Source organism: Arthrobacter sp. AQ5-05 (assembly GCF_003287975.1).
In the GTDB taxonomy this organism is placed as follows: Bacteria; Actinomycetota; Actinomycetes; order Actinomycetales; family Micrococcaceae; genus Paeniglutamicibacter.
The window spans coordinates 16,792-42,998 of the sequence record NZ_QMKQ01000010.1; the positions used below are offsets into that span (position 1 = coordinate 16,792).

Annotated in this window: 19 protein-coding genes; 7 read left to right on the forward strand and 12 right to left on the reverse strand. The window is 64.0% G+C overall.

Annotated features, from left to right (window positions below):
• Window positions 1-10: 10 nt before the first annotated feature.
• The 11 genes from DQ353_RS10510 to DQ353_RS10555 all read right to left on the reverse strand — a co-directional run bounded on the left by DQ353_RS10510 (window position 11) and on the right by DQ353_RS10555 (window position 14,297).
• Window positions 11-805, reverse strand: a complete 795-nt coding sequence (locus DQ353_RS10510; protein WP_113762716.1) for an IclR family transcriptional regulator — start codon at window positions 803-805, stop codon at window positions 11-13.
• Window positions 806-856: 51 nt separating this feature from the next.
• Window positions 857-1,318, reverse strand: coding sequence for a nucleoside deaminase (locus DQ353_RS10515; RefSeq protein WP_113762717.1), 462 nt, complete (start codon window positions 1,316-1,318; stop codon window positions 857-859).
• A gap of 103 nt (window positions 1,319-1,421) precedes the next feature.
• Window positions 1,422-2,678 carry an aminopeptidase P family protein gene (locus DQ353_RS10520; RefSeq protein WP_113762718.1) on the reverse strand — a complete coding sequence of 419 codons (1,257 nt, stop codon included), beginning with the start codon at window positions 2,676-2,678 and terminating at the stop codon, window positions 1,422-1,424.
• 61 nt (window positions 2,679-2,739) lie between these two features.
• Entirely contained in the window at window positions 2,740-4,140 is a 1,401-nt protein-coding gene (locus DQ353_RS10525) for an MFS transporter (RefSeq protein ID WP_286166745.1), read from the reverse strand.
• 514 nt (window positions 4,141-4,654) lie between these two features.
• Window positions 4,655-4,975 (reverse strand): hypothetical protein, encoded by a 321-nt coding sequence (locus DQ353_RS10530; protein ID WP_113762719.1) that lies wholly within the window; start codon window positions 4,973-4,975, stop codon window positions 4,655-4,657.
• A gap of 212 nt (window positions 4,976-5,187) precedes the next feature.
• A complete protein-coding gene (locus DQ353_RS21655; protein WP_181578334.1) occupies window positions 5,188-5,349 on the reverse strand; it encodes a hypothetical protein in 162 nt (53 codons plus the stop codon).
• A gap of 392 nt (window positions 5,350-5,741) precedes the next feature.
• A complete protein-coding gene (locus tag DQ353_RS10535; RefSeq protein WP_113762720.1) occupies window positions 5,742-6,998 on the reverse strand; it encodes an aminopeptidase P family protein in 1,257 nt (418 codons plus the stop codon).
• Window positions 6,999-7,057: 59 nt separating this feature from the next.
• Window positions 7,058-8,437, reverse strand: a complete 1,380-nt coding sequence (locus DQ353_RS10540) for an MFS transporter (protein WP_113762721.1) — start codon at window positions 8,435-8,437, stop codon at window positions 7,058-7,060.
• A gap of 1,466 nt (window positions 8,438-9,903) precedes the next feature.
• Window positions 9,904-11,568, reverse strand: a complete 1,665-nt coding sequence (locus tag DQ353_RS10545) for a BCCT family transporter (RefSeq protein WP_286166746.1) — start codon at window positions 11,566-11,568, stop codon at window positions 9,904-9,906.
• Between the two features lie 77 nt (window positions 11,569-11,645).
• Entirely contained in the window at window positions 11,646-12,440 is a 795-nt protein-coding gene (locus DQ353_RS10550; RefSeq protein WP_113762723.1) for a creatininase, read from the reverse strand.
• Between the two features lie 255 nt (window positions 12,441-12,695).
• On the reverse strand, window positions 12,696-14,297 hold the full coding sequence (locus tag DQ353_RS10555; RefSeq protein ID WP_113762724.1) for a purine-cytosine permease family protein: 1,602 nt from the start codon (window positions 14,295-14,297) through the stop codon (window positions 12,696-12,698).
• Between the two features lie 145 nt (window positions 14,298-14,442).
• Between DQ353_RS10555 and DQ353_RS10560 the strand changes: the two genes are divergently transcribed.
• Window positions 14,443-15,945 carry a PucR family transcriptional regulator gene (locus tag DQ353_RS10560; protein WP_113762725.1) on the forward strand — a complete coding sequence of 501 codons (1,503 nt, stop codon included), beginning with the start codon at window positions 14,443-14,445 and terminating at the stop codon, window positions 15,943-15,945.
• Between the two features lie 1,650 nt (window positions 15,946-17,595).
• Here DQ353_RS10560 and DQ353_RS10565 read toward each other — a convergent pair.
• Window positions 17,596-18,267, reverse strand: coding sequence for a GntR family transcriptional regulator (locus DQ353_RS10565; protein ID WP_113762726.1), 672 nt, complete (start codon window positions 18,265-18,267; stop codon window positions 17,596-17,598).
• Window positions 18,268-18,424: 157 nt separating this feature from the next.
• Here DQ353_RS10565 and glyA point away from each other — a divergent pair, with 157 nt between their 5' ends.
• Genes glyA through DQ353_RS10595 form a run of 6 tightly spaced genes read left to right on the forward strand, consistent with a single transcriptional unit; the run spans window position 18,425 to window position 26,206 of the window.
• Window positions 18,425-19,747, forward strand: a complete 1,323-nt coding sequence (gene glyA / locus DQ353_RS10570) for a serine hydroxymethyltransferase (RefSeq protein WP_113762727.1) — start codon at window positions 18,425-18,427, stop codon at window positions 19,745-19,747.
• A 4-nt stretch (window positions 19,748-19,751) separates the two neighbouring features.
• Window positions 19,752-20,969, forward strand: a complete 1,218-nt coding sequence (locus DQ353_RS10575; protein WP_113762728.1) for a sarcosine oxidase subunit beta family protein — start codon at window positions 19,752-19,754, stop codon at window positions 20,967-20,969.
• Window positions 20,970-20,987: 18 nt separating this feature from the next.
• Entirely contained in the window at window positions 20,988-21,296 is a 309-nt protein-coding gene (locus DQ353_RS10580; RefSeq protein WP_113762729.1) for a sarcosine oxidase subunit delta, read from the forward strand.
• Window positions 21,293-24,205 (forward strand): sarcosine oxidase subunit alpha family protein, encoded by a 2,913-nt coding sequence (locus DQ353_RS10585; protein ID WP_220094005.1) that lies wholly within the window; start codon window positions 21,293-21,295, stop codon window positions 24,203-24,205. The genes DQ353_RS10580 and DQ353_RS10585 overlap by 4 nt, the downstream gene beginning before the upstream one ends.
• Window positions 24,198-24,815, forward strand: a complete 618-nt coding sequence (locus tag DQ353_RS10590; RefSeq protein ID WP_113762730.1) for a sarcosine oxidase subunit gamma — start codon at window positions 24,198-24,200, stop codon at window positions 24,813-24,815. The genes DQ353_RS10585 and DQ353_RS10590 overlap by 8 nt, the downstream gene beginning before the upstream one ends.
• Entirely contained in the window at window positions 24,815-26,206 is a 1,392-nt protein-coding gene (locus DQ353_RS10595) for an L-serine ammonia-lyase (RefSeq protein ID WP_113762731.1), read from the forward strand. The genes DQ353_RS10590 and DQ353_RS10595 overlap by 1 nt, the downstream gene beginning before the upstream one ends.
• Window position 26,207: the final 1 nt, after the last annotated feature.

A 26,207-nucleotide genomic window follows, 5' to 3' on the forward strand; every position in this document is an offset into this window, starting at 1 on the left:
GTTCCCGTCCCTAGGTCACCTGGGCGCCCAGGCGAAGGCTGATTTGCCGTGCGTTCCGCATGCAGGCGGCACCGAGCTGCTGGAGTTGTTCCTCGGAGACCCGGTAGTACGGGGCGGCGATCATGGCGCTGGCGACCACCGCGCCGCGGTGGTCGAAGATCGGGGCGGCCACCCCCACCTCGTCGGGCGAGGTCTCCCCGTGGTTGGCCGCATAGCCGCGGCGGCGCACGGCCTCGAGTCGCGTGAGGTAGTCGGCGCGGGCGCGGGCGGTGTTCTGGGGCAGCACCACGGCCCCGGATTCCAGCAGCGCCGCCGCGCGCCCCGCTTCCTCATGGGCCAGGAAGACCTGCACCGAGGCACTGAGCGCGGTGTTGTAGCGGCTGCCCATGGCCGAGGTGTGCTTGACCTGGTGGAGGCTGGGGATCTGTTCGACCGAGACGGATTCGAGCCCGTCCCAGATGGTCAGCACCGCGGTCTCACCGGTGCCCAGCGCCAACTCGTTCAGGAAGGGGAAGGACACCCGGCGCACGTCGAGGTTGGCCAGCAGCGGCCCGGCCACCGCGATGAGTCCCAGGCCCAGGGAGTACTTGCGGGTGGCCTCGTCGCGGGCCACGATGCGTTCCTGCTCCAGGGTGGCCAGGATGCGCGAGACGCTGGATTTGTGCAGTCCCACCTGCGCCGCGATCTCGGTGACGCCCAGCACCGGGTGCTCCACGGTGAAGCAGCGCAGCACGTCGACGACGTTGACAATGACCGAGGCGCCGCGCGGTTCCGCGGCGGGGGTTTCGGTCGTTTGGGCAACCATGGGGATTCCTCCGGTGGATGGTGTGTTGGTGGATGCGTTCACAGTTGTACGCTACTGCGCCTCGTCGACGCCGATGTCTTCGTTCCACAGTCCCGGGTTCCGGGTGGTGAACTCTTCCATCAGTGCGGTGGCCCGGGGATCGTCGATGACCACGACCTCCACGCCGCGGGACCGCAGCAGCTCGAGTTCCCCGGGGAAGGTCCTCTCCTCCCCGACCACGACACGCCGGATGCCGAAGAGGATGATCGATCCGGAGCACATGGCGCAGGGCGCCAGCGTGGAATACAGGGTGGTCCCGGCGTAGGAGGCACGGCGTCCGGCATTGCGCAGCGCATCGATTTCCGCGTGCGCCGTCGGATCCCCGTTTTGCACGCGGCGGTTGCGCCCGGCCCCCAGCATCACGCCGTTCTCGAAGATGCTCGATCCGATGGGCACCCCGCCCTCGCCTGCACCCAGACGGGCTTGTTCAAGGGCGGTGGCGTATCCGGCGCGGTCGTGTTCGTCCAGGATCATGGCGTGGGGCTCGATTCTTCGTCGGATGCAGAAATGACTGCGTAGCGGAAAGGGCGGTGGGGTGCACGCATGCATCCCACCGCCCCATCATGCCAGTTCGAGGCTAGGCATCGATGATGTTGTTCTCCGGGCCGAAGCCGAACTTGGTGATGTTCTCCACGCCGCCGTCCTCGCCGATGACCAGGATGTCGTGCTCGCGGTAGCCACCGGCACCCGGCTCGCCGTCGGCGATGGTGACCATCGGCTCCATGGAGACCACCATGCCCGGCTCCAGGACCGTGTCGATGTCCTCGCGCAGCTCCAGGCCCGCCTCGCGGCCGTAGTAGTGCGAGAGCACGCCGAAGGAGTGGCCGTAGCCGAAGGTGCGGTTGGGCAGCAGTCCGTGGCCGATGAAGATCTCGTTGAGCTCCGCGGCGATGTCCTTGCAGACCGCTCCGGGCTTGATCAGTTCCAGGCCGCGCTTGTGCACCTCGACGTTGGCGTTCCACACCTGCAGCGAGCGGGCATCGGGCTCGCCGAGGAACAAGGTGCGCTCCAGGGCGGTGTAGTAACCGCTGGTCATCGGGAAGCAGTTCAGCGAGAGGATGTCCCCGCGCTCCAGCTTGCGGGTGGTGGCCCAGTTGTGGGCACCGTCGGTGTTGATGCCGGACTGGAACCAGACCCAGGTGTCGCGCACCTCGCGGTGCGGGAAGGTCTTGGCGATCTCGTGGACCATGGCCTCGGTGCCGATCAGGGCCACCTCGTACTCGGTGATGCCTTCGCGGATGGCTGCCTTGATGGCCTCGCCGCCGAGGTCGCCGATGCGGGCGCCGTGCTTGATGACCTCGATCTCTTCGGCGGACTTGATCATGCGCTGGCGCATGGCATCCTGCGAGACATCGACCAGGGTCGCGCCGTCGAAGGTGGCGGCGATGGCCTGGCGGGTCAGCAGCGGCAGGGCGTCGTCTTCGACGCCGAGGCGCGCGGCCTTCACGCCGTTGCGCTTCAGGGCCTCCTGCAGGCCGTAGTAGAAGTTGTCGCGCTTCCAGTCGGTGTAGACGATGTTGTCGCCGTAGCTGGTGCGCCACGGCATGCCGGCGTCGATGTTCGCGGTGATGGTGGTCGAGCTGTCGGCGGTGACCACCAGTGCGTAGTTGCGGCCGAAGGTGGTGTAGAGGAAATCGGAGTAGTACTTGATGCCGTGGTAGCTGGTCAGGATGACCGCGTCGAGTTCCTTGGCGGCCATGATCCGGCGCAGGCCGGAAAGGCGGCGCTCGAACTCGGCGTCGGAGAAGGTCAGCTGCTGCTTGGTGCCGTTGTGCAGGGTCTTGAGGCGCTCAAGCTCGGAAACGTTGGTTGCATTGGCCGGGGTATCGGTCATGATGGTGTCCTTATGGCTGGGGCATTGCGGGGTGGGTGGATATGCGAATGGGTGCCGGCCGTCAGGCCAGGGCCTTCTTGCTGGTTTCCGCCGAGAGCGCCACGGCGACCAGCGAGATCACTGCGGCGGCCATCAAGTACCAGGCAGGAGCCAGGACGCTGCCAGAGGTGGCGATCAGCACGGTGGCCACGAACGGGGCGGTGCCGCCGAACAGGGCGTTGGAGAGGTTGAAGGACACGGCGAACCCGGTGTAGCGGACCCTGGTGGGGAACATCTCGGCCAGGTAGCTCGGCAGCGTGCCGTCGTTGAGGGTGAGCATGCCTCCAAGCAGGATCTGCACGAGCACGATGACCAGGAAGTTGCCGGTGTCCAGAAGCATGAAAGCAGGAACCGTGAGCACCACGAAGGAGATCGAGGCGCTCAAGAGGACCTTTTTGCGTCCGAAGTGGTCCGAGAGCATGCCGGTGAGGAAAATGAAGCCGATGTAGGTCGTCAGGGCCACGGTGGTCGCCACGTAGGATGCGGTTTCGTCCAAGCCCAGTTCCTGGGACAGGTAGGTGGGCATGTAGCTGAGGATGACGTAGAAGCCCACCGCGTTCAGCAACACCGCGCCGACCGCCTGGATGAGCTGGCGCCAGTGGTTCGTGAACAGCGTCTTGACGGGTGCCTTGATGACATTGTCTTCATTGGCAAGTTCCTTGAAAACCGGGGAATCCTCAAGCTTGGTCCGGATATAGCGACCGATCAGGCCCATGGGTGCTGCCAGCAGGAACGGCAGTCGCCAGCCCCACGACTGCATTTGCTCGGCATCCAACAATCCGGTCAAGAGCGCCGCGAGCAGTGAGCCCAGCAACAGGCCGGTGGCGGTGCTGGCCGGAACCACTGCCGCGTAGAGGCCGCGGCGGTTGGCCGGGGCGTATTCGACCAGGAAGGCCGAAGCCCCCGCATATTCCCCGGAAGCCGAAAATCCTTGGACCACGCGGATGATCAGCAGCAGGATCGGGGCCCAGACGCCGATGGTGTCGTAGGAAGGGATCAAGGCGATGCAGAACGTGGCCATCGACATGATCAGGATCGACCAAGACAAAGCTGTTCGACGACCGATCTTGTCACCCAGGTGCCCCCAGACGAATCCACCCAACGGACGGACGAAGAAAGAGACAGCGAAAAGAGCGAAGGTGAGCATCAAGCCGGTGGCCGGGTCGGAGTCGGGGAAGAAGACCGCGGTGATGGTGACCGCCAGGTAGCCGTAGACCGCATAGTCGAACCACTCGACGAAGTTGCCGATGAAGCTTGCGGCGATGACCTTTTGACGGGTCTTCTTGCCGACCCCGCCGGGGTGGGGACGTTCCTGGCCGCTGAGCGTGGGGCCCAGGTCCACACCCCTTCTTGCTGCGTGCGAGGTCGCACCGGCATGCTTCTCGGGAAATTCGCCGGTTGGAGTGTTGTTGCTCTGATTCATTGGGCTACCACCAGAATGAACAGGAGTTGCACTGATTGCAACTCGATTGCACTAGTATCTCCGTGTGACGGTCCTCACGTCAAGCTTTTACGTGGGCATCTTTCCAGAAACGCCCCCACCCAAACAAGCAGCCTCCGATACCCGCCCAACCCCCGGTCGCGTCCGAGGACCCTGACGCAGACCTGCCCGCTCATTTCGGCTCCAATGCTGCGCACGGGAGGCTTCACTGCAGTGCCGGCACCATCACCGGATGGATAGACCGGTACCCGCACGCCACGAGGGCGCCGAGGACGCGTTGCCGCGGGGCGTCCGGGGAATTCCAGACTTCCCGCCAGGGTATCCGTGTCGTCGGCCGATCCGATAAGGACGGTGGACGGTGGGGACCGGGACCAGCCATGCGGCTCCCAGTGCCCAGGCAGAAAGTAACTCGGTGAACCAGTGTCGTCCGAGGCAGACCCTGCCCGATGAGGCCGGGATCGGCTTCGGCCTCCGCAGGCACCCGGCCTTCGTGGGATCAAATGGCCAGGCAGGTGGCGGCCGTGACGACGCCGAAGCCCTTCATCCCAGGCAGCGGTGCGGCCTCGATGACCTTGACCGGTTCGGTGATCCGCGTGTTGTTGCCGGCCAGGTCCTTGTCGAGCTCACCGATCCGCTTCGCCAGCCGGACGACTTCGGCACTGGCCACCGAGAGCACCGGCTCCTCGTCGCGGGCACGCCACCGGGACACCTCGGCAATCTGCGCGGCGCTCAGGGCCTCGCAGGCGTCCAGGCCAGGCTCGTTGAGACGTACCAGCGCGGTCAACGCATTCACATCCCAGGTGAGTTCATTGGTCATCGAATCAAGTACAGGCACCAAGGACCGCACCAACGTCGCCAGCCTGCCGTGGGCGGCGCAATTGCTTGATATCCAGCGGGAGCACGCCCCGACGGCCCCTGGGCATCGATTTCGACTTGTTCGACGCCGGGGTACGTCCGGGCATCCATACATGCCGCCTTGAAGACCGGGCACCCCTCGGAGGCCACGGCACCGGCGAGGGCCGTAGGAGCCTAACTCTTCGATCCGGCGCGCAGCGAAGGCGGGGACGGTGCGCGGGACGCCCAGTCAGCGGCGCGGCTGGTTCCGGCGCTGGAGGCGGGGAACCACTTGGTGTCGATGAGCTCACCGGAGCAGGCCGCGAACATGGCGCAGAGGTGGCTGCGTGCAAGCATGTGAACGCCCACGGGAAACCCATGAGGAAGCGCGACGATGGGCCGACAGACCACTCGACCGCACCTCTTCAATGAGATGGCCATGGCCGCTGTCGGCCGGCTTCAGCGCTGGTAGTGGTTGCTTCGGAAAAATACTGTGACGAGCTCACCCCCCGGGGGAAGGCCAATCTCCCGGTCGGGCCTCACAGCGGTTGATGTTCCTCGGCGCGGGGTTCAGGCCCCGGCATCCTTCCCGTCCCAATTCGAGTTGACGAGGTTGCCATTGGACAGGAGTTGAATCATCTTCTGCGTCAAAGGACTTTCGCCTGCAAGCAAATTCCCATGCCGGGCGCATGGCAAAGGGCGGTGGGTTGCACGCATGCATCCCACCGCCCCATCATGCCAGTTCGAGGCTAGGCATCGATGATGTTGTTCTCCGGGCCGAAGCCGAACTTGGTGATGTTCTCCACGCCGCCGTCCTCGCCGATGACCAGGATGTCGTGCTCGCGGTAGCCACCGGCACCCGGCTCGCCGTCGGCGATGGTGACCATCGGCTCCATGGAGACCACCATGCCCGGCTCCAGGACCGTGTCGATGTCCTCGCGCAGCTCCAGGCCCGCCTCGCGGCCGTAGTAGTGCGAGAGCACTCCGAAGGAGTGGCCGTAGCCGAAGGTGCGGTTGGGCAGCAGGCCGTGCCCGATGAAGATCTCATTGAGCTCCGCGGCGATGTCCTTGCAGACCGCACCGGGCTTGATCAGTTCCAGGCCGCGCTTGTGCACCTCGACGTTGGCGTTCCACACCTGCAGCGAGCGGGCATCGGGCTCGCCGAGGAACAAGGTGCGCTCCAGGGCGGTGTAGTAACCGCTGGTCATCGGGAAGCAGTTCAGCGAGAGGATGTCCCCGCGCTCCAGCTTGCGGGTGGTGGCCCAGTTGTGGGCACCGTCGGTGTTGATGCCGGACTGGAACCAGACCCAGGTGTCGCGCACCTCGCGGTGCGGGAAGGTCTTGGCGATCTCGTGGACCATGGCCTCGGTGCCGATCAGGGCCACCTCGTACTCGGTGATGCCTTCGCGGATGGCTGCCTTGATGGCCTCGCCGCCGAGGTCGCCGATGCGGGCGCCGTGCTTGATGACCTCGATCTCTTCGGCGGACTTGATCATGCGCTGGCGCATGGCATCCTGCGAGACATCGACCAGGGTCGCGCCGTCGAAGGTGGCGGCGATGGCCTGGCGGGTCAGCAGCGGCAGGGCGTCGTCTTCGACGCCGAGGCGCGCGGCCTTCACGCCGTTGCGCTTCAGGGCCTCCTGCAGGCCGTAGTAGAAGTTGTCGCGCTTCCAGTCGGTGTAGACGATGTTGTCGCCGTAGCTGGTGCGCCACGGCATGCCGGCGTCGATGTTCGCGGTGATGGTGGTCGAGCTGTCGGCGGTGACCACCAGTGCGTAGTTGCGGCCGAAGGTGGTGTAGAGGAAATCGGAGTAGTACTTGATGCCGTGGTAGCTGGTCAGGATGACCGCGTCGAGTTCCTTGGCGGCCATGATCCGGCGCAGGCCGGAAAGGCGGCGCTCGAACTCGGCGTCCGAGAAGGTCAGCTGCTGCTTGGTGCCGTTGTGCAGGGTCTTCAGGCGCTCGAGCTCGGAAATCTGGGTTGCGCCAGCGGTGGTGTTCGACATGTTTGACTCCTTGGATGAGTTTTTTGTGATTGTTGTTTGGGAAGGAAGTTTGGTGTGGCCTAGGCCAGTGGCTTCTTGCTGGTTTCCGCCGAGAGCGCCACGGCGACCAGGGAGATCACTGCGGCCGCCATGAGGTACCAGCCGGGGGCCAGCAGGGATCCGGAGGTGGCGATCAGCACGGTGGCCACGAACGGGGCGGTGCCGCCGAACAGCGCGTTGGAGAGGTTGAAGGACACGGCGAACCCGGAGTAGCGGACCCGGGTCGGGAACATCTCGGCCAGATAGCTGGGCAGGGTGCCGTCGTTGAGGCTGAGCATGCCTCCAAGCAGGATCTGCACGAACACGATGACCAGGAAGTTGCCGGTGTCCAGCAGCATGAAAGCCGGAACCGTGAGCAGCACGAAGAGGATCGACGCCGTCATCAACACCTTCTTGCGGCCGTACTTGTCCGAAAGCATGCCGGTGACGAAGATGAAGCCGATGTAGGTGGCCAGGGCCACGGTGGTCGCCGCATAGGAGGCCGCCTCCGCCAGACCGAGCTCCTTCGACAGGTAGGTGGGCATGTAGCTGAGGATGACGTAGAAACCCACCGCGTTCAGCAACACCGCGCCGATAGCCTGGATGAGCTGGCGCCAATGGTTCTTGAACAGCGAGCTTACCGGGGTCGCCTCGGCCGTCTCCTGCTTCGCCAGCTCGGTGAAGACCGGAGATTCCTCGAGCCTGGTGCGGATGTAGCGGCCGATCAGGCCCATGGGAGCGGCCAGCAGGAACGGCAGCCGCCAGCCCCACGATTCCATCTGCCCCGCATCCAGCAAACCGGTAAGCACTGCAGCCATGAGCGAGCCCAGCAACAGGCCCGTGGCGGTGCTGGCCGGGACGACGGCGGCGTAGAGGCCGCGTCGGTTGGCCGGGGCGTATTCGACCAGGAAGGCCGTGGCGCCGGCGTATTCGCCCGACGCGGAGAAGCCCTGGACGACGCGGATGATCAGCAGCAGGATCGGGGCCCAGATGCCGATGGTGTTGTAGGAAGGGATGAAGGCCATGCAAAATGTTGCGGCCGACATGATCAGGATCGACCAGGAAAGCGCTTCGCGCCGCCCGATCTTGTCTCCCAGGTGTCCCCAGACGAATCCGCCCAGCGGGCGGACGAAGAACGACACCGCGAAGAGCGCGAAAGTGAGCATCAAGCCCGTCGTCGGGTCGGACTCGGGGAAGAAGACCGCAGTGATGGTGACAGCGAGGTAACCGTAGACCGCATAGTCGAACCATTCCACGAAATTGCCGATGAAGCTTGCGGCAACGACCTTGTTGCGCGTCTTGCTGTCGATGCCGGCGGGACCCGGTCCGCCCGATTGGAGTCCCGAGTCGATGGTGAGCGTACTCGTGGCAGAATCCGCGTGGACACCACTGCCGCCCGCGGAGTTTTTGCGCTGAATCATTTTTGAACCACCAGAAATGTTTTTGAGTTGCATTGCCTGCAACGCCGTTGCACCAACTGTATTTGTGCCCTGCATCACTGTCAAGGGCTTCGACCTCCTCGCGTCACACTCACTTCACGAAGGGGTCCAGCGCACCACCAGGCCCACCGCGACCGGACCCCGGGTAAATGCATCGCGGGGAACGCGCCCCACTGCCCGGAGCCGAGTTGACCGATACCCTGGACCCAAGATGGTCAACACCGGGACGACCCCTGATCAGGGACAATGAGGCTCGCCGCGGCTACGGCGTCCGACTGAAAAAGGCAGCGTCCCCGACGAATAGCATCTTCGCGCCTGGCCCAACCAAGGAAGCTGCCGGCCCCGGTCGCCACGACATGCAGAAATGCCTCCCAGGGTCGTCACGCAAGGACCCGGCACAACAACATAGGCCTGCCTCTGCGGCCGCGAGCGCTTGCAAAGCCCGCGACGGACCGACGGGACACCTAATGACAAGTGACGGGAAAGACATTGTCATCGGGCAGGTCAGAAAAGTTCCGATTCACGCCCGGCTCATGTGGGTCACCCCTGGCAGCCAGCTCCACGCTTGCCACAACCATTAGAAAAAATTACGGGCACGGGATTCGTTGCGGGGAAACCCCGGATGCGATCCCGGCCACCCAGGCGGCTACCCGTCCGATCGCAGGCACATGTTCTGCAGCTTCCAGGGTCGTGGCTACCCTGCACTGAGGGGCTCGCCACAGGGTATAAAGTCAATACCATCGTGGCGTCGCGAAAATCCTGCCGTCGCTCCCGCAGCAGGGTAGCCCGTGCCAGACACTCCCGTCGCCCCCTTGGGCCGGGCAAGCGCAGCGGACAGTGTCCCACCTATCCCCTCCAAGGCCATGAAGAGAGACGCTCTCGAAGGCGAAATCGATTCCGGGGCGCGGCAGGACACGCCGAATCCGGCGGACACACTCAGCAACATGGCTGCAACAGCCCCACGGTCCGCGCCTGCCTTGGGCCTTGCCTTGGGTTGTTTCCACTTGCCCAGCCGCGCTTCCGGGTCGCCCAGTACGGTGGGCCTGCAACCGCGGTTCTCCGTCCACTGGAGCTCCCAACCCAACGGCCACATGCTGGCCGCGATGCATTCCAACCTGTCGATGCCGGGCACCTGCCCCTTTCTGCCGGAACAATCCCCGGCCTGCAAACACTCAGGAGAGAGGCTCTCCGGAATGAGCGCGGTGTGCCGCCTGCGACTTCTGGTGCGCAGGGTGGACCTGGACCACGCCGCCGTACTTGGCATGGGCTACCGCTCGATCGAGCTACGGCATCCGGTCACGGTAAATGCAAATGATTCCTCATGCTGGTTCCCTGCGGCCAACCGGGTGCCAGCCCAGCGGATGCAGTGCACGCCGAAGGCCCCGGCGGACCGCAGGATCTGCGGTCCGCCGGGGCCTTCGGCACCCTCTTAGCGAGAAATGCTGCGGTTAGCCGCGCCCGGAAGGATCCGTCTCCGACGCGACCCCTGGCCCCGATTCGCTGACCAGCACGGCCTCCCCGCTGGGCAGGAATTCCACGCGCTTGGTCGGGCTGGGATCGTTGACTTCCTTTTCCAGCCGCCGGATGCTCTTGTCTCGCTTGATGAGCCGGCGGATGAGATTGGCAATCATCAACAAGATCACGAAGGAGAACGGGAAGGCACCGATGATGGTGCCGGTTTGCACCGTGTCGACCACCGCGGTTCCGCCCAGCGTCAGCAGGACGATGGTGACAGCGGCGATGCTGGCCACCAAGACCACACGGAACCCCGGACCGGATTTCTTGGGCGAGGAGACGAATTCCGCCAACGCGTAGGTACCCGAGTCCAAGGAGGTTACATAGTAGGTGGCCACCAGGACCGTGGCCACCACCAGCAGCAGGCCACCGACCACGGGGATGGACTGGAGCATCACGAACAGCCCGCTGGAGGTCTCCTCTGCCACCGAGGAGGAAACTCCCCCGCCGGACTTGTCATCGTAGTAGATGGCAGAGGACCCGATCACTCCGATCCAGATCATCACGATCAGCGACGGAATCACTGTCACGCCGATGACGAATTCGCGGATCGTGCGCCCGCGGGAAATACGGGCAATGAATCCAGCCACGAACGGCGAGAAGGCGATGACCCAGCACCAGATGAATACGGTCCACCAGCCGTTCCAGCTGTCCTGCCAGGATTCCAGCGGTTGGGCCGTGGTCGAAACGTCGGTCCAGAAGCTCATCGGGATGAAGTTGGTAAAGAACGAGCCGAAGGTCTGGGACAGGTTGGAGATGATGAACAACGTCGGGCCGAAGACGAACACGGCTATGACCAGCACGATGCTGAGAATCGAGTTGGTTTCACTGACGCGTCGCATGCCCTTGTTGATGCCGAAGAATGCCGAGACCGCGGTCAGCGAACCCAAAGCGAGGATCACGATCAGCCAGGTCACCGGGCTGGAAACCAGGCCAGTGAACGAAGTGATTCCGGAGCTGAATTGCATGGCGGCGAACCCGAAGGAGGTTGCCAGGCCCAGCACCGTGGCGATGATCGCCAGCAATTCCACGATAACACCGGCACCGCGCTGCGCCCACTTGGGCAGGATGTCGACAGTTGCCTCGCGGAACGTCAGGGTCTTGCCCAGGTTATGGTGCGAGTAGGCCAGGCAGACCGCCACCACGCAGTACATGGCCCAGGCGGTGAGTCCCCAGTGGAAGTAGGACCAGACCATGGCGCCTTCTGCCGGGCCCGCGTCACCGACGGGAATGACGGGGTTCTCCTCGCGAAGCATGATCGGCTCGGCCACCGACCAGAAAATCAGGCCAATGCCCTGCCCGCAAGCGAAGAGCATGGAATACCAAGCGAACTTGCTGTGCTCCGGCTTGGATTTCGGTCCCCCCAGACGGATCTTGCCGACCCGGCTGGTGGCGAGCCAGATGCATACAACTACCGCAATGACCGAATACAGGATGAACAGCCAGGTGAACTTGCCGGTGACAAAGGTGCGCATGTCGGAGATGACGTTTGCCGCGCCCTCGGGATTGAGTATCACCAAAAGGATCACCACGGCAATCAGCACCGGCGGGATGATCTTGATGAGCAGCCGGTCCACCGACGGAATGTTCCTCCCCATGAACCTCGGGACCTCAACGGGATCTGGCGCCACCTTGTTTTGCTGGACCCGGGTGTCGTTTGGGTTGTCGACCGACATCACTTCACCTCCAGTGCTGCCACGGGCAGCGAGTATTCGGCTTCGATGGCGCGAGCCACGCCATTGACGACTGCATCTAGCAAGAGCTGTCCGCGTTCGGCACTGGCACCCACCGGCGATGACAGGCATCCGCTGTCCGGGGTGCGTGCGGGATCTTCGGGGAAGATGTCATAGGGTTTTAGCTGCGCCGGCGGATGGCTCAGGGCACGGGACATATCGACTTTCTCCGGGTGTAGCAGCAACATCAGTGAAGTCTCCAGGACGCCCCCGTGCTCGATGTCCCAGCCAAGGAACCCGTCGGGGAAGACCCTCTCCAGGGTGCCCTCGTCAACGAAGTCCCAATAGGACAGCAGCATCGCACGCGCCTCGGAACCCGATTCCCGGGCACGGCCAACGGCGATCTCCAGGCCCTCATAAATGAACTGGTAGTTCTCGAAGTGTCCGTTGAGGATCACCACGTTGTTGAATCCCTGACCCATGAACGACCGGGAAATGTCCTCGACCTGGCCCGTGACGGTGGCCCCGCTCAGGCTCGTGGTGCCGATCCGGTGGTTTCCGCCTCCGGAGCGCGGTTGCGACTTGTAACCGTAGGCCAGCGTCGGGGCAACCAAAGCCCCCAGCCTCGTGGCGACGGCACCGGCAATCGCGCGCGAAAGCATCGCGTCGACACCCAGCGGCATGTGCGGCCCGTGCTGCTCCGTGGCTCCCGCGGGAATGATCACCGTGGCGTGGGATTGCGCCAGATAGTTTGCATAGCTCTCCGCATCAATCTCTTCCAGAAAGACCGATCTCATCTAGTGCTCCTTGCATTCGTGGGAGGAGGCGATTCCCTGTCGGATCACCCGATGTTCCGTGCTTGAGGCCTTCGCCAAGTAGTTGCAGTTAACGCAACTTCGTTGCATATATCATGACAGTGACCTGGCTCACGGTCAAGGGTTTTTCGTGATTCGTCCTTTATGACAAGTCTCGGTAATGCACCGCGGGCCACTCCACATGGGGTTGGGCCCGCGGCGAAGGTTATCGCCGCGGGCCCACAGAGTCATGCATGGCTAATGGTCGGTCTTGTGCCTGTCTAGTGGGGGCATCTCAGCAGGAGGCAAGTCTCCGGTCGCCGCCACGTCACCGATGCGCTGTTCGGCAAGCAAAAACTCGGCGCTACCGTGCTCACGGATGAATTGCGCGTCGGAGTAGTCCAGTTTCAGCCCCAAAGGCACACCTTGCTCGATGCGCGTGTTGAATCGACCGTATCCCAGTGCGTAGTAGATGCCCGCACTGGTGGCGGTGCCCGCCAGCCAGGAGAAGTCGATCCCGCCAACCGCTGTTGCAATGGGGCCCTGCAGCTCCGGAATCGAACCGTACATGCACATCCAGGTCATGAAGATGCCGCCGGCGAAGGCAAGGAACGCCGCGGGGTTAAAGGCCTTGAGCTTCGTCGACTTCGGGTCAAGGAAGAGGTAGGAGAAGTCCTTGTGGCGCCTCTCAAAGACGAAGTAGTGCACAGCCATGATTCCGCCCCACGTGGCCACCCAGGCGGCAATCGCAATGATCCAGTTGTGCAGGACCTCAGCGAAGTCGGTAGCGAAAAGGAAGGCAATGACCGCGGCCATGGACAAGACCCCGACGGCAATGGACAGCTTCTTGCGGGAGACATTGATGTCGAGGGCCTGTGTGGCGACGCCAAAGGTGTACATATTGATGATGTTGGTGGCGATTGGTCCGTGGATGACCAAGAGAATCACCGGTATGGATAGGGTCCCGAAGCTTTCAACAATCAGCTGCCCTGGATCGGCGGTGCCGTTCTTGGTGGCAAGGCTGGCGCCAAGGATCCCCAGCCACACAACGGGGAGGAACTGCCCCAAGACGCTGACAATGTAGAGTTTGTGCGGCTTGATGCGCTTGGAAACGAAACGGGAGTAATCCGGAGCGTAGGTGAACCAGCCGATCCCCCAGCCGATTCCAATAGCGGTCATGATCGAGGACATCGCCGCGATGCGCGGCATGCCGGTGAGCACTTCGCCGACCGGGCCCTGGTAGCTCCAATCGATATCCAGCTGCGTCCAAGCGAGGATCGACATGGCAATCAATACAATGATGGTTGGTGGCATCGTGATGCGTTCGAAGCGGGCGATGGCCTTGTAGCCACGGTAGCAAATCGCCACCTGGATGCTCATGATGACTGCCGCGGTGGCAATGCGCCAGCCGATGTTGCTGGCCGTAGGATCGACCCATCCGATCATGCCAAACAGTGCCATGATCAAGTCGAGGATGACCCAGGTGTTGACCGCCGACCAGCCAATGGCTATGACCGCCTGGATGGCGGCCGGCAGGTACGCGCCCCTTCGGCCGAATGCGCCTCGTGCCAGCAACATTCCGGTTGCGCCGGTCTTCTGGCCCAAGATGACGAAGAAGCCGAAGCCCAGCATGCCAATCACGTTGCCGGCAATCAGGACCGTCAATGTGTCGGCGAGGCCCAAGCCTAGGTGGATTCCTAGCGCCCCAAGGATCCAGTTGATGGGGGCAACGTTGGCCCCCGCCCAGATCCAAAACTGCCCGGACAGCTTGGTTGTTCTGGCGGACTCGGGAATCGGCTGCAGGGAGTCTTCGACTTCATGGGTCACCGCCTCTGACGAACTTGCTACATTTCTACTCATTTGTTTGCTTTCTTGGCTGCGAGGGTACTACAGGAACCTACCCGTTAAGCGTAAAAGTGATCCGCGCCACCCCGTATACTCAAAATGTATATTTATCCGATTAAGAAAACGACAGATCGTCATCGCCGGTCACGAGGAACCCTCCATGCTGCTGAACCTCAAAGACATTCTGGCCACACCCCTGTTCCTGAAGGCCAGCCCGCGGGTCGTGGCGGGGGCAGCAAACGTCGAGACCAGCAAGGTCCGCTGGGTACACTCCAGCGAGGTTTTGGAAATCGCACCCCTGTTACGGGGGGAAGAGTTGCTACTCAGCGGCGGGCAGACGTTGCTGGCCCTTCGGCCCGAGGCGCAGATCCACTACGCGCGCAGTCTAGCGGAGCGGAACGTTGCCGCCTTGGTGGTAGAGATCGCTGACCCAAACAAGGCGCTGTCCCCCGAACTCATTCGAGCCGCCGATGATGCGGGGCTGCCGTTGATCGAACTCCGCGTCACGGTTCCCTTCGTCGAGTTGGCCGAGACCATCAACCGCGAAATCGTTTCTGCCCAGGCCATGGCGTTGCAGCGCGCCGACGCAATATCGCAGCAAATGGCACACCGGATTGCCACTTCGGGGCCCGACTTGGTTCCGCTCTTGGCGCTCATCGCCCAAAGGATGGAGGTAAACGCATCAATGGCAGATATGGAGGGCATCACTCTGGCAAGGAGTGGCGACCTTCTGGAAGAAGAAACCGAAACAGAAGTCATAACAGACATCTATTTCGGCGATGTGGTCGCTGCGAGGCTTCACTTGCATGGACGGCACTCAACCGAACAGGAGCTACTGGCCACGGTTGCCGAGCGTCTCGGAAGCATCCTGGCCCTGGCCCTGGCCCAGCACCACCGTCCGACCCGAACGCAAATTGCCGATTCGGCTCTCATGCAGGCCATTCTCCGCGATGCCGGGGCCCGCGAAATCAGGGATATGTGCGCGCAGGTTGGCCTTGAACCAGGCACGCCCGTGGCCATGCTGGTGTTTCGCGGCGTCGAACTTGGCCGGGTTCGCAGCGCGCTGGAACGCATCTTGCGGCGCAACAGCCCCTCCATCAAAACCTATCTCAACGCCGAACACCTCTACGCCTTGGTCCCGGTCAAGGGCATCTCACCTGCCCAGGAGCGCCGAAGGATATTGGAGGGCATGCGCAAGGACGTCCTGCCCGTGGCCGTGCAGGGCACCATGGGTCCGTGGGCAACGGATGCCACACAGGCATCTTGGTCATTGCGCGAGGCCTTGCTGACCGAACGGCTTGCGCTGCCAGTTCCGAGTACCGGCGTGCTTCGGGATTCTGAGGATGCCTGGTTGGAACGCCTCTGTGTGCGTGAACTGAAACCGAAGTACGCGGAACGCTATATCCGTGAAATCCTTGCGGACCTGATCGCCCACGATGCGGTGCGTGGCGGCGACCTCGTAAAGACCCTCGATGCCTGGCTTACATCCGGCTGCAATTCCACCGCCACGGCAGCGTCCTTGTTCATGGAGCGTCAGACGCTGCACAAACGTCTGACCAAGATTTTCGACCTCATGGGCGGTGACCCGCGCGGCTCGTCGCGCCTCGCGGCCTTGCATCTTGCAACTCGTCTGGCAACCATGAACCTGACAGCAGATAAGTAGCGGATGCTGGACACCCTTGAGGGGCTTTGGCCTTCGAAGGTGTTCCGGTGTCCGCTGTCCCTCGATGGGGTGAGGGTCTCGCCCTTCCGGCAAGTCCCTCGTGTCCCGCCCGAGGCGGACTCCTATGCCCCCGGGACACTTTCTCGCAGTCCGCCCGACAGAGAATGCCTCGGCCTGTGGCATGATTTTATCGCGGTGGCTTCAATCTCCAAACGGCTCGCGCCAGCGGCCGGGATCCGAGCAGCAGGTTTCGCCCATGGCGGCGGCTGCGACAACAAGCTGGAGCACAAACAAAAATATTTCCGTCGAAGCTTTCCGACCGTGCTGCGTCGAATATCCACACGCCTCGGACCAACGTTCCACGGGCCACTCCGTTGGCCCCGGCGACGAGGCCAAAGCTGCTCTTGGCAGGCGCCAAAATTCCAGTCCGAAAGACGTTGATGACCCGTTTTGGCCTCCTCAAGCTCGAGTGTCCTTCCATGCTGGTCGTCTTCTCTTCCGACTTCGATGCCGCCCAGGTGAACCCATGACGAAGCGCCACCACGACGTGGTCCACCAGAAGCAACGCACGATGGACCAATCCGGGGCACGCCCCACAAAGCCGAGACCGACGAGTCGAACCTGTGCGACGCACGACCGGGCCGAGTGCCACGGGAATTATTCCGAACAAGGGACCTCGCATTCGGTGCACGTGCATCGACCATGAGCCAGGCGGGGTCCACCAGGGGGCAACCGAAGTCTCCTGACCCACGCTGCCTGTCGACCCTGAAGGTCGATGCAGCGTCGGTGAGGAAATTCTTCGCAGGACCGGGACCCGACGGAAAGACCTGAACCGACAGGAATCTCCATCGCGATTTTCCAGACACCCGCGTAGATCCATCCATGAAATCGACGTCGTGGAAGCTCAACAGCGCATGCAGGGAAAATGGCTTGCGGGAAGTTCTCCGCGCCAGCGGTCGTCCCGCCAAGCACTTCTTCGAAAGCATCGGGCAGCGCCAAGGCAGGGGCACCACGTCTGCCTCGCGCGGGATAGCTGGGGCGTCAGGCGCGGTTTCAGGAATGCCCCAGGGATGGTGTGCCGCGGAACGTGGCACAACCTGGAACTCAGCGCGGGAGCCGACCTGCGCACCGATGACCGGCGGGCGGGAGCAAACCTTGGGAACACCATTTCACCACGAGGCCGCAATGCCAGCTTCTTGGCCTGGTTTCCGAACTTTCTCCAAGGCCCAGGATTTCAAAGCACCCGGAATCTGCTGGGAGCCCATTGCCGAGGCCTATTTGTCGCGCCGGCCTCTGCCATGAGTTCGACCCAGCGTTTCACCGCAGCAATCTGCTGCCTGAACCTCCGGCTTGACGCGATGCGAATCCAGGTCGAACGGTGCTTGACGGTAAATTGGCCCAGATTTCCCCGTTCAGCTTCTCTAGGCGTGCCGCCGATTCAGTGTATCCCCGGTGGCACAGCGGGGACCGTCGTTTTCCGCCGACGCCATTTCCGTTTCCTGCTACGAAGCCGCGCTGAACGACGATGGTGGCCACGCTGGACCTTGGGAAGCGATGAGACCACCTTGTGCGGGATCACACGGCTTGGCCGCCGGTGGGTTACCCCTCGGATCAACCGCGGGCAGGAGGGATGACGCGGCACACCTTTGGCTATAGAACGGCGCGAATGGTCTGTTCAAAACTGACGATATGCGCCAGCGCCATGGCCTCGGCCGCTTCCGAGTCCCCCTCCACGATGGCATCGAGCAGCTCCACATGCTCCTCAATGTGTCCGGCCACCGATGGCACCTTGTCCAGTACCAGGCACCAGATGCGCGTGGCCAGGTTGTCCAGGCGAATCAGCGTTTCCTCGAGGTGGGGGTTCCCCGCCGCGCGATAGATCAGCCGGTGGACACTGAGGTCATATTGCATCAGCCCACGCTTGTCGACCTTCTTGTCCCCCAGTCGTTCGATATCACGGGCCAGGTCACGCAGTGCGTCACGATCAGCGTCAGAGGCACTGAGCGCCGCCTTGCGGGCGGCCAGGGGTTCGAGCGAACGGCGCAGTTCAGAGACGTCGGCCAGCTCGGTGATATCCACGATCGTGGCAAAGGTTCCGCGACGCGGATAGGAGATGACCAGGTGGTCTATTTCCAGGCGCTTGAGCGCCTCGCGCACCGGGGTGCGCCCGACCCCCAGCTCAAGCGCGAGCTGCCCGTCATTGATGGGTTCCCCGGGGTGGATATCCAGCATGATCAACCGGTCCCGGATGTCCCGGTAGGACTGTTCGGCCAGTGAAATGGGCTCGGCCAGCAACCCCGGGCCTACGGAGACTGCGCTCATGTGATTTTCTCCTTGCTGTCGCCGATCAACCTTAGTTCGACCGGCATGGCGACTCATTTCAGGCGGCTGTTGACACCGTGTGATCCTCATCATAACATTGTGTGTAGTTCTGATATATCAATCAGCAACAACTTGTACTTCAAGGAGTGAATACTGGATGACGGCCACGAACACCACGCTTGTCGAGTCGACGTTGACTGAAAGCATTGCCACCCTGGATCCGGAGATCGCGCAGCGCATCGACGCGGAGCTGGCCCGCCAGCAGCGCGGCCTGGAGATGATCGCCTCGGAGAACCACACGGCCCTGGCCGTGATGCAGGCGCAGGGCTCGGTGCTGACCAACAAGTACGCCGAGGGCTACCCTGGCAAGCGCTACTACGGCGGCTGCGAGGAGGTCGACGTCGTCGAAACCCTGGCCATCGAACGCGTCAAGGCCCTGTTCGGCGCGGCGTTCGCCAACGTGCAGCCGCACTCCGGCGCGCAGGCCAACGCCTCGGTGATGCACGCGTTGATCCGCCCGGGCGACACCATCATGGGGTTGAACCTGGCCCACGGTGGGCACCTGACCCACGGGATGAAGATCAACTTCTCCGGCCGCCTGTACAACATCGTCCCGTACGGTGTTGAGGAGGACTCCCTGGTCATCGACATGGACAAGGTCGAGGCCCTGGCCATCGAGCACCAGCCCAAGATGATCGTGGCCGGATGGTCCGCCTACCCGCGCGAACTTGACTTCGAGCGCTTCCGCGAAATCGCCGACAAGGTCGGCGCGTACCTGTTCGTCGACATGGCCCACATTGCGGGCCTGGTCGCCGCCGGCCTGCATCCTTCCCCGGTGCCGCACGCCCACGTGGTCTCCTCCACCACGCACAAGACCCTGGCCGGTCCGCGCGGCGGGATCATCCTCACCAACGATGCGGACATCGCCAAGAAGATCAACTCCGCGGTGTTCCCCGGGCAGCAGGGCGGCCCGCTGGAGCACGTGATCGCCGGCAAGGCCGTCGCGTTCAAGATCGCCGCGACCGAGGAGTTCCGCGAACGCCAGGCACGCACCATTGCCGGGGCCAAGATCCTGGCCGAGCGCCTCACCGCGCCGGACGTGGCAGCCAAGGGCATTTCCGTGCTCACCGGCGGCACCGACGTGCACCTGGTGCTGGTGGATTTGCGCAACTCGGAGCTGGACGGCCAGCAGGGCGAAGACCTGTTGGCCAAGGTTGAGATCACCGTGAACCGCAACGCGGTCCCCTTTGACCCGCGCCCGCCGATGGTCACCTCCGGGCTGCGCATCGGCACCCCGGCACTGGCCACCCGCGGCTTCTCCGAAGCCGCCTTCGTGGAGGTCGCGGACATCATCGCCGAGACCCTGATCGCCGGCACCACGGAAAACAACCAGGACACCCTCGCGGCCCTGAAGGACCGCGTCACCGCCCTGGCCAACGCCCACCCGCTGTACCCGAATCTCGCCCCGATTGGAGCATAAGAACATGGCTGACATCCTCCCCGAGCACCCGGAGTTCCTCTGGCACAACCCGGACCCCAAGCCGTCCTACGATGCAATCATCGTCGGCGGCGGCGGGCACGGCCTGGCCACCGCCTACTACCTGGCCAAAAACCACGGCATGACCAACATCGCGGTCCTGGAGCGCGGCTGGCTTGCCGGCGGCAACATGGCCCGCAACACCACCATCATTCGCTCCAACTACCTCTGGGACGAATCCGCTGGCATGTACGAGAAGTCCCTGAAACTCTGGGAGCAGCTCCCCGAGGAACTGGAATACGATTTCCTCTTCTCCCAGCGCGGGGTCATGAACCTCGCCCACACCCTGGGCGACGTCCGCGAATCCATGCGCCGTGTCGGGGCCAACCAGCTCAACGGCGTCGACGCCGAATGGATCACCCCCGAGCAGGTCAAGGAACTGTGCCCGATCATCAACATCGGTGACGACATCCGGTACCCGGTCATGGGTGCCACCTACCAGCCGCGTGCCGGCATCGCCAAGCACGACCACGTCGCCTGGGCCTTCGCCCGCAAGTGCGACGAAATGGGTGTCGACATCATCCAGAACTGCGAAGTCACCGGCTTCATCAAGGACGGCAACCGGGTCACCGGGGTGAAGACCAACCGCGGGACCATCAATGCCGGCAAGGTCGCATTGTGCGGCGCCGGGCACTCCTCGGTGCTGGCCGAGCAGGCCGGCTTCGATCTGCCAATCCAGTCGCACCCGCTGCAGGCACTGGTATCCGAACTGCACGAGCCGGTCCACCCGACCGTCGTGATGTCCAACCACGTCCACGTCTACGTTTCCCAGGCGCACAAGGGCGAACTGGTCATGGGCGCGGGCATCGACACCTACAACGGCTACGGCCAGCGCGGCGCCTTCCACGTGATCGAGGAGCAGATGGCAGCTGCCGTGGAGCTCTTCCCGATCTTCGGACGGGCCCACGTGCTGCGCACCTGGGGCGGCATCGTGGACACCACCATGGACGCCTCGCCGATCGTCTCCAAGACCCCGATCGACCAGCTGTACGTGAACTGCGGCTGGGGCACCGGCGGGTTCAAGGGCACACCGGGCGCCGGTTTCACCTTCGCCCACACCATTGCCAACGACGAGCCGCACGAACTCAATGCAGGATTCAGCATTGAGCGCTTCGAGACCGGCCACCTCATCGACGAACACGGCGCCGCAGCCGTGGCCCACTAGAAAGGGATCCACACAACCATGATGCTCATCGAATGCCCCTGGTGTGGGCCCCGAAACGAGACCGAATACGGCTACGGCGGAGAAGCCCACGTGGCCTACCCGGCCGACCCGAATGCACTGACCGACAACGAATGGGCCAAATTCCTGTTCTACCGCAAGAATCCCAAGGGGCTCTTCGCCGAACGCTGGGTCCACTCCGCAGGCTGCCGCCGCTGGTTCAACGCCGTGCGGGACACCCTCACCTATGAATTCAAGGCCGTCTACAAGCCAGGCGAACCGCAACCCATCGCCACCACCAACGCACCAGCACAGGGAGGAACCAAGTGAGCACCACTTCTTCGCACCGACTCGGCGCAGAAGCATCGGCATCCGCCCGCATCGACCGCGGGCGTGAAATCGCCTTCACCGTTGATGGCAAGGAACTTTCCGGTTTCGCCGGGGACACCGTGGCCTCCGCCATGTTGGGAGCCGGGCTCAAGGCCTGCGGCCCGTCGCTGTACCTGGACCGCCCGCGCGGCATCATGTCATCCGGCGTCGAGGAATCCAACGCGCTGGTCAAGATCGGCGCCCGCTACGCAGGGCACGTGAACGAATCCATGCTCCCGGCCACCACCGTGGAGTTGACCGACGGCATGGAGGTGACCCTGCTTTCGGGCCTGGGCCAGCTGGATCCGCGCACCGACGAGGCCATCTACGACCGCAAGCACGTGCACACCGACGTACTTGTCGTCGGTGCCGGCCCCGCCGGGCTGGCAGCTGCGCGCGAGGCCGCCAAGTCCGGTGCCCGCGTGATCCTCATCGACGAACAGCCCGAAGCCGGCGGTTCGCTGCTTTCGGCCTCGACGGAAACCATCGACGGCCAGCCGGCCGCGCAGTGGATTGCCGAGACCCGCGCAGCCCTGGATGCGGTCGAGGAATTCACCTACCTGGCACGCACCACCGCATTCGGCAGCTACGATGCCAACTACATCCTGGCAGTCCAGCGCCGCACCGACCACCTGGGCGGCGAGCTGGGTGCCGGGGTGTCCCGCGAACGCATCTGGCACATCCGTGCCGCACAGGTCGTGCTGGCCACCGGCGCGCACGAGCGTCCGCTGGTCTTCGAGAACAACGACCGCCCCGGCATCATGCTGGCCGCCGCCGCCCGCTCGTACCTGAACCGCTACGGCGTCCAGGTCGGCCGGCAGATCGTCGTGGCCACCACCAACGATTCCGCATACGCCCTGGTCGAAGACCTGTTGGCCGGTGGCACCAGCGTGGCTGCCGTCGTCGACGCCCGCGAGGAGCCCTCGATTCGCGCGACGGAACTCTCCGCGCGCGGCGTCCGGGTCCTGACCGGCTCGGTGGTCGCCAACACCGCGGCAGGCGCCGACGGTGCCCTGGCCTCGGTGACCGTCAGCGGCATCGACGCCCACGGCGCCCTGACCGGCAGCGTCGAAACCATCGACGCCGATGTGCTGGCCGTTTCCGGCGGCTGGAACCCGGTGGTGCACCTGCACTCCCAGCGCGAACGCCGCCTGGGCTGGAACGAGGCCCTCTCCGCGTTCGTCCCGACGCACCCGGTGGCCAACCAGCAGACCGCCGGCGCCATGAACGGGCGTCTGGAGCTTGCCTCCGCGCTGGCCGAGGGCGCCCGCGCCGGAGCCGACGCGGCAACGGCCGCCGGGTTCTCAAGCACCGCTTCGGTGCCCAGCGCCCCGGTGGAGACCCCGGGCGCTTCCCGCGCCCTGTGGCTGGTGCCTTCGCTTGACGGCGAAGCCGCCGACTACAAGAACCACTTCGTGGACTTCCAGCGCGACCAGACCGTCGCCGATGTGCTGCGTTCGGTCGGCGCCGGAATGCGTTCGGTGGAGCATGTGAAGCGCTACACCTCCATTTCCACCGCGAACGACCAGGGCAAGACCTCCGGGGTCAACGCCATCGGCGTGATTGCCTCCGCCCTGGACATCAACGACGTGGCCGGCATCGGCACCACCGCGTTCCGCGCCCCCTACACCCCGGTGGCCTTCGCGGCACTGGCGGGGCGCGAACGCGGGGAGCTCTTCGATCCCGCGCGCCTGACCTCCATCCACCCCTGGCATGTGGAGCGCGGTGCGCTGTTCGAGGACGTGGGACAGTGGAAACGCCCCTGGTACTACCCGCTGGAAGGCGAGGACATGGACACCGCGGTCTACCGCGAGTCCAAGGCCGTGCGCGATTCGGTGGGCTTCATGGATGCTTCCACCCTCGGCAAGATCGAGATCCGCGGCAAGGATGCCGGCGAGTTCCTGAACCGCATGTACACCAACGCTTTCAAGAAGCTCAAGCCCGGGCTGGCCCGCTACGGGCTGATGTGCAAGGCCGACGGCATGATCTTCGACGACGGTGTGACCCTGCGCCTGGACGAGGACAGGTTCTTCATGACCACCACCACCGGCGGTGCCGCCGGCGTGCTGGATTGGCTGGAGGAATGGCTCCAGACCGAATGGCCGGAACTTGACGTGAAGTGCACCTCGGTCACCGAACAGTACTCCACCGTTGCAGTGGTGGGACCCAAGTCCCGCGCCGTGCTGGCCAAGCTGGCCCCCGAGTTGGACCTGGACAACGAGTCCTTCCCGTTCATGGCCTTCAAGGAGACCGTGCTGGCCTCGGGCATCGCAGCCCGGGTCTGCCGCATCTCCTTCTCCGGCGAACTGGCCTACGAGATCAACGTGCCGTCCTGGTACGGGCTCAAGGTCTGGGAAGCAGTGGCCGCGGCCGGGGAGGAATTCAACATCACCCCGTACGGCACCGAAACCATGCACGTGCTGCGCGCCGAGAAGGGCTTCATCATCGTCGGCCAGGACACCGACGGCACGGTAACTCCGCAGGACGCCTCGATGGAATGGGTCGTCTCCAAGGTCAAGGACTTCGTGGGCAAGCGTTCCTTCGACCGCGTGGACAACAAGCGCGAGGACCGCAAGCAGCTGGTCACGGTGCTTCCGGAAGACAAGACCCTGCGGCTGCCGGAGGGCACCCAGCTGGTCAACTACGGAACCGCGCTGACCCAGGCCACCGAGCCGGTGCCAATGGAGGGGTTTGCGACCTCCAGCTACCACTCGCCGGCGCTGGGCCGCAGCTTTGCCATGGTCATGCTCAAGAACGGCCGGGCCCGCATCGGTGAAAAGCTGCAGGCCTTTGTCGATGGAAGCCTCGTTGATGTTGTAGTTTCCGAAACCGTACTGTTTGATCCCGAAGGGAGCCGTCGAGATGGCTGAGCAAGTTTTGACTGATATTTCCGCATTGCGCACCAGTCCGTTGGCGCACATGGCATTCGCGCTGCAGCAGGGCGCGGTGGCCGGGGAACGCGGTGTGAGCGCACGCGAGCTTGCGTTCACCACGCAGATCGGCCTGCGCGCCGAGCCCGGTTCCGAGGCCCACGCGGCCCTGGCTGCGGCAACCGGTGTCGGCCTGCCCGCATCGGTGGGCGAGGTCGCCGGGAACGCGGAGGGCACCGCCGTGCTCTGGAGCGGTCCGGACGAGTTCCTGGTGGTGGCGCCGGAAGGCACCGAGCTGTTCGACGACTTGGTTGCGGCGCTGGGCCAGTCCGCGGGCCAGGTCGTCGACCTCTCGGCAAACCGCACCGTCGTCGAACTCTCGGGCCCCAGTGCCCGGCTCGTGCTGGAAAAGGGCTGCCCGGCGGACCTGCACCCGCGCAGCTTCGGCGTGGGAACCGCGATCGCCACGGTGCTCGGCCCGGTGCCGGTGTTGCTGTGGAAGACCGCCGAAGACACCTTCCGGCTGCTGCCGCGTGCCTCCTTCGCCGATTACACGGCACGCTGGCTGCTCGACGCCATGACGGAGTTCGCTTCCCCAGAGGTCGACTAATGGCACTAAGTGCACTGGACCTGTTTTCCATCGGCATCGGCCCCTCCTCCTCTCACACGGTGGGGCCGATGAAGGCGGCGAAGCGGTTCACCGATGGTTTGCTGGCAGGCGGGCGCCTTACCCAGGTCGCCCGCCTGCGGGCGGAGCTTTTCGGTTCGCTGGGCGCCACCGGCCTGGGACACGGCAGCGACAAGGCCGTCATCCTGGGCTTGCAGGGACACGACCCGGCAACCGTGGACACCGCACTGGCCGATTCCTTGGTTGCGCAGTCCATTACGGCGGGGACCCTGCAGCTGGCAGATGGACACCGCATTGGGTTTGACGACGAAAAGGACGTCATCCTGCACCGCCGCAAGGCGCTGCCCGGGCACCCCAATGCCATGACCTTTGCTGCGTTCGATGCCGCGGGCACGCTGCTCCAGGAGCAAACCTACTACTCCGTCGGCGGCGGGTTCGTGGTGGACGAGCACGAATTCGGGGCCGAACGCATCGTGAACGACGATTCGGACCTGCCCTACCCGTTCACCACCGGGGCACAGCTCTTGGCGCATTGCTCCACCGAAAACAAGTCCATTGCGCAAATCATGCTGGCCAATGAACTCACCTGGCGCAGCGAGGCGGAATTGCGCGGACAGCTACTGGAGATCTGGGCCGTCATGGAAGCGTGCGTGGAAAACGGTTGCACCCGCACCGAGGACCTGCTGCCCGGCGGGCTCAAGGTCCGCCGGCGGGCACCGGCGCTGCGCGAGAAGCTGCGGGCCACCGAGGCCGCAGCTGCCGGCCAGGTCCCTGATCCGTTGTGGGCCATGGAATGGGTGAATCTCTATGCGTTGGCGGTGAACGAGGAGAACGCTTCCGGAGGGCGCATCGTCACGGCCCCCACCAACGGTGCCGCGGGCATCATTCCGGCGGTGATGCATTTCTTCATGCGCTTCATGCCGGGCGCCAGCCAGGACAAGGTGGTGGAATTCCTGCTCACCGCCGCGGCCATTGGGATCCTGTTCAAGGAGAATGCCTCGATTTCAGGGGCGGAGGTCGGCTGCCAGGGCGAGGTCGGCTCGGCCTGCTCGATGGCCGCCGGTGCGCTGTGCGCGGTCCTGGGCGGCACCCCGGCCCAGGTGGAGAACGCCGCGGAGGTCGGGATCGAACACAACCTTGGATTGACCTGTGATCCGATCGGCGGGCTCGTGCAGATCCCCTGCATCGAACGCAACGCGATCGCCAGCGTGAAGGCCATCAATGCGGCGCGACTCTGCTTGCAGGGCAACGGGGAGCACAAGGTGTCCCTGGATGCGGCGATCGAGACCATGCGGCAGACCGGCGCCGACATGAAGACCAAGTACAAGGAAACCTCGCGCGGCGGACTCGCCGTGAATGTAACGGAGTGCTGAG

Coding starts and splice junctions, on each gene's coding strand:
- DQ353_RS10510 (WP_113762716.1), bottom strand. CDS start 805: ATGGTTGCCCAAACGACCGAAACCCCCGCCGCGGAACCGCGCGGCGCC.
- DQ353_RS10515 (WP_113762717.1), bottom strand. CDS start 1,318: ATGATCCTGGACGAACACGACCGCGCCGGATACGCCACCGCCCTTGAA.
- DQ353_RS10520 (WP_113762718.1), bottom strand. CDS start 2,678: ATGACCGATACCCCGGCCAATGCAACCAACGTTTCCGAGCTTGAGCGC.
- DQ353_RS10525 (WP_286166745.1), bottom strand. CDS start 4,140: ATGAATCAGAGCAACAACACTCCAACCGGCGAATTTCCCGAGAAGCAT.
- DQ353_RS10530 (WP_113762719.1), bottom strand. CDS start 4,975: ATGACCAATGAACTCACCTGGGATGTGAATGCGTTGACCGCGCTGGTA.
- DQ353_RS21655 (WP_181578334.1), bottom strand. CDS start 5,349: ATGCTTGCACGCAGCCACCTCTGCGCCATGTTCGCGGCCTGCTCCGGT.
- DQ353_RS10535 (WP_113762720.1), bottom strand. CDS start 6,998: ATGTCGAACACCACCGCTGGCGCAACCCAGATTTCCGAGCTCGAGCGC.
- DQ353_RS10540 (WP_113762721.1), bottom strand. CDS start 8,437: ATGATTCAGCGCAAAAACTCCGCGGGCGGCAGTGGTGTCCACGCGGAT.
- DQ353_RS10545 (WP_286166746.1), bottom strand. CDS start 11,568: ATGGGGAGGAACATTCCGTCGGTGGACCGGCTGCTCATCAAGATCATC.
- DQ353_RS10550 (WP_113762723.1), bottom strand. CDS start 12,440: ATGAGATCGGTCTTTCTGGAAGAGATTGATGCGGAGAGCTATGCAAAC.
- DQ353_RS10555 (WP_113762724.1), bottom strand. CDS start 14,297: ATGAGTAGAAATGTAGCAAGTTCGTCAGAGGCGGTGACCCATGAAGTC.
- DQ353_RS10560 (WP_113762725.1), top strand. CDS start 14,443: ATGCTGCTGAACCTCAAAGACATTCTGGCCACACCCCTGTTCCTGAAG.
- DQ353_RS10565 (WP_113762726.1), bottom strand. CDS start 18,267: ATGAGCGCAGTCTCCGTAGGCCCGGGGTTGCTGGCCGAGCCCATTTCA.
- glyA (WP_113762727.1), top strand. CDS start 18,425: ATGACGGCCACGAACACCACGCTTGTCGAGTCGACGTTGACTGAAAGC.
- DQ353_RS10575 (WP_113762728.1), top strand. CDS start 19,752: ATGGCTGACATCCTCCCCGAGCACCCGGAGTTCCTCTGGCACAACCCG.
- DQ353_RS10580 (WP_113762729.1), top strand. CDS start 20,988: ATGATGCTCATCGAATGCCCCTGGTGTGGGCCCCGAAACGAGACCGAA.
- DQ353_RS10590 (WP_113762730.1), top strand. CDS start 24,198: ATGGCTGAGCAAGTTTTGACTGATATTTCCGCATTGCGCACCAGTCCG.
- DQ353_RS10595 (WP_113762731.1), top strand. CDS start 24,815: ATGGCACTAAGTGCACTGGACCTGTTTTCCATCGGCATCGGCCCCTCC.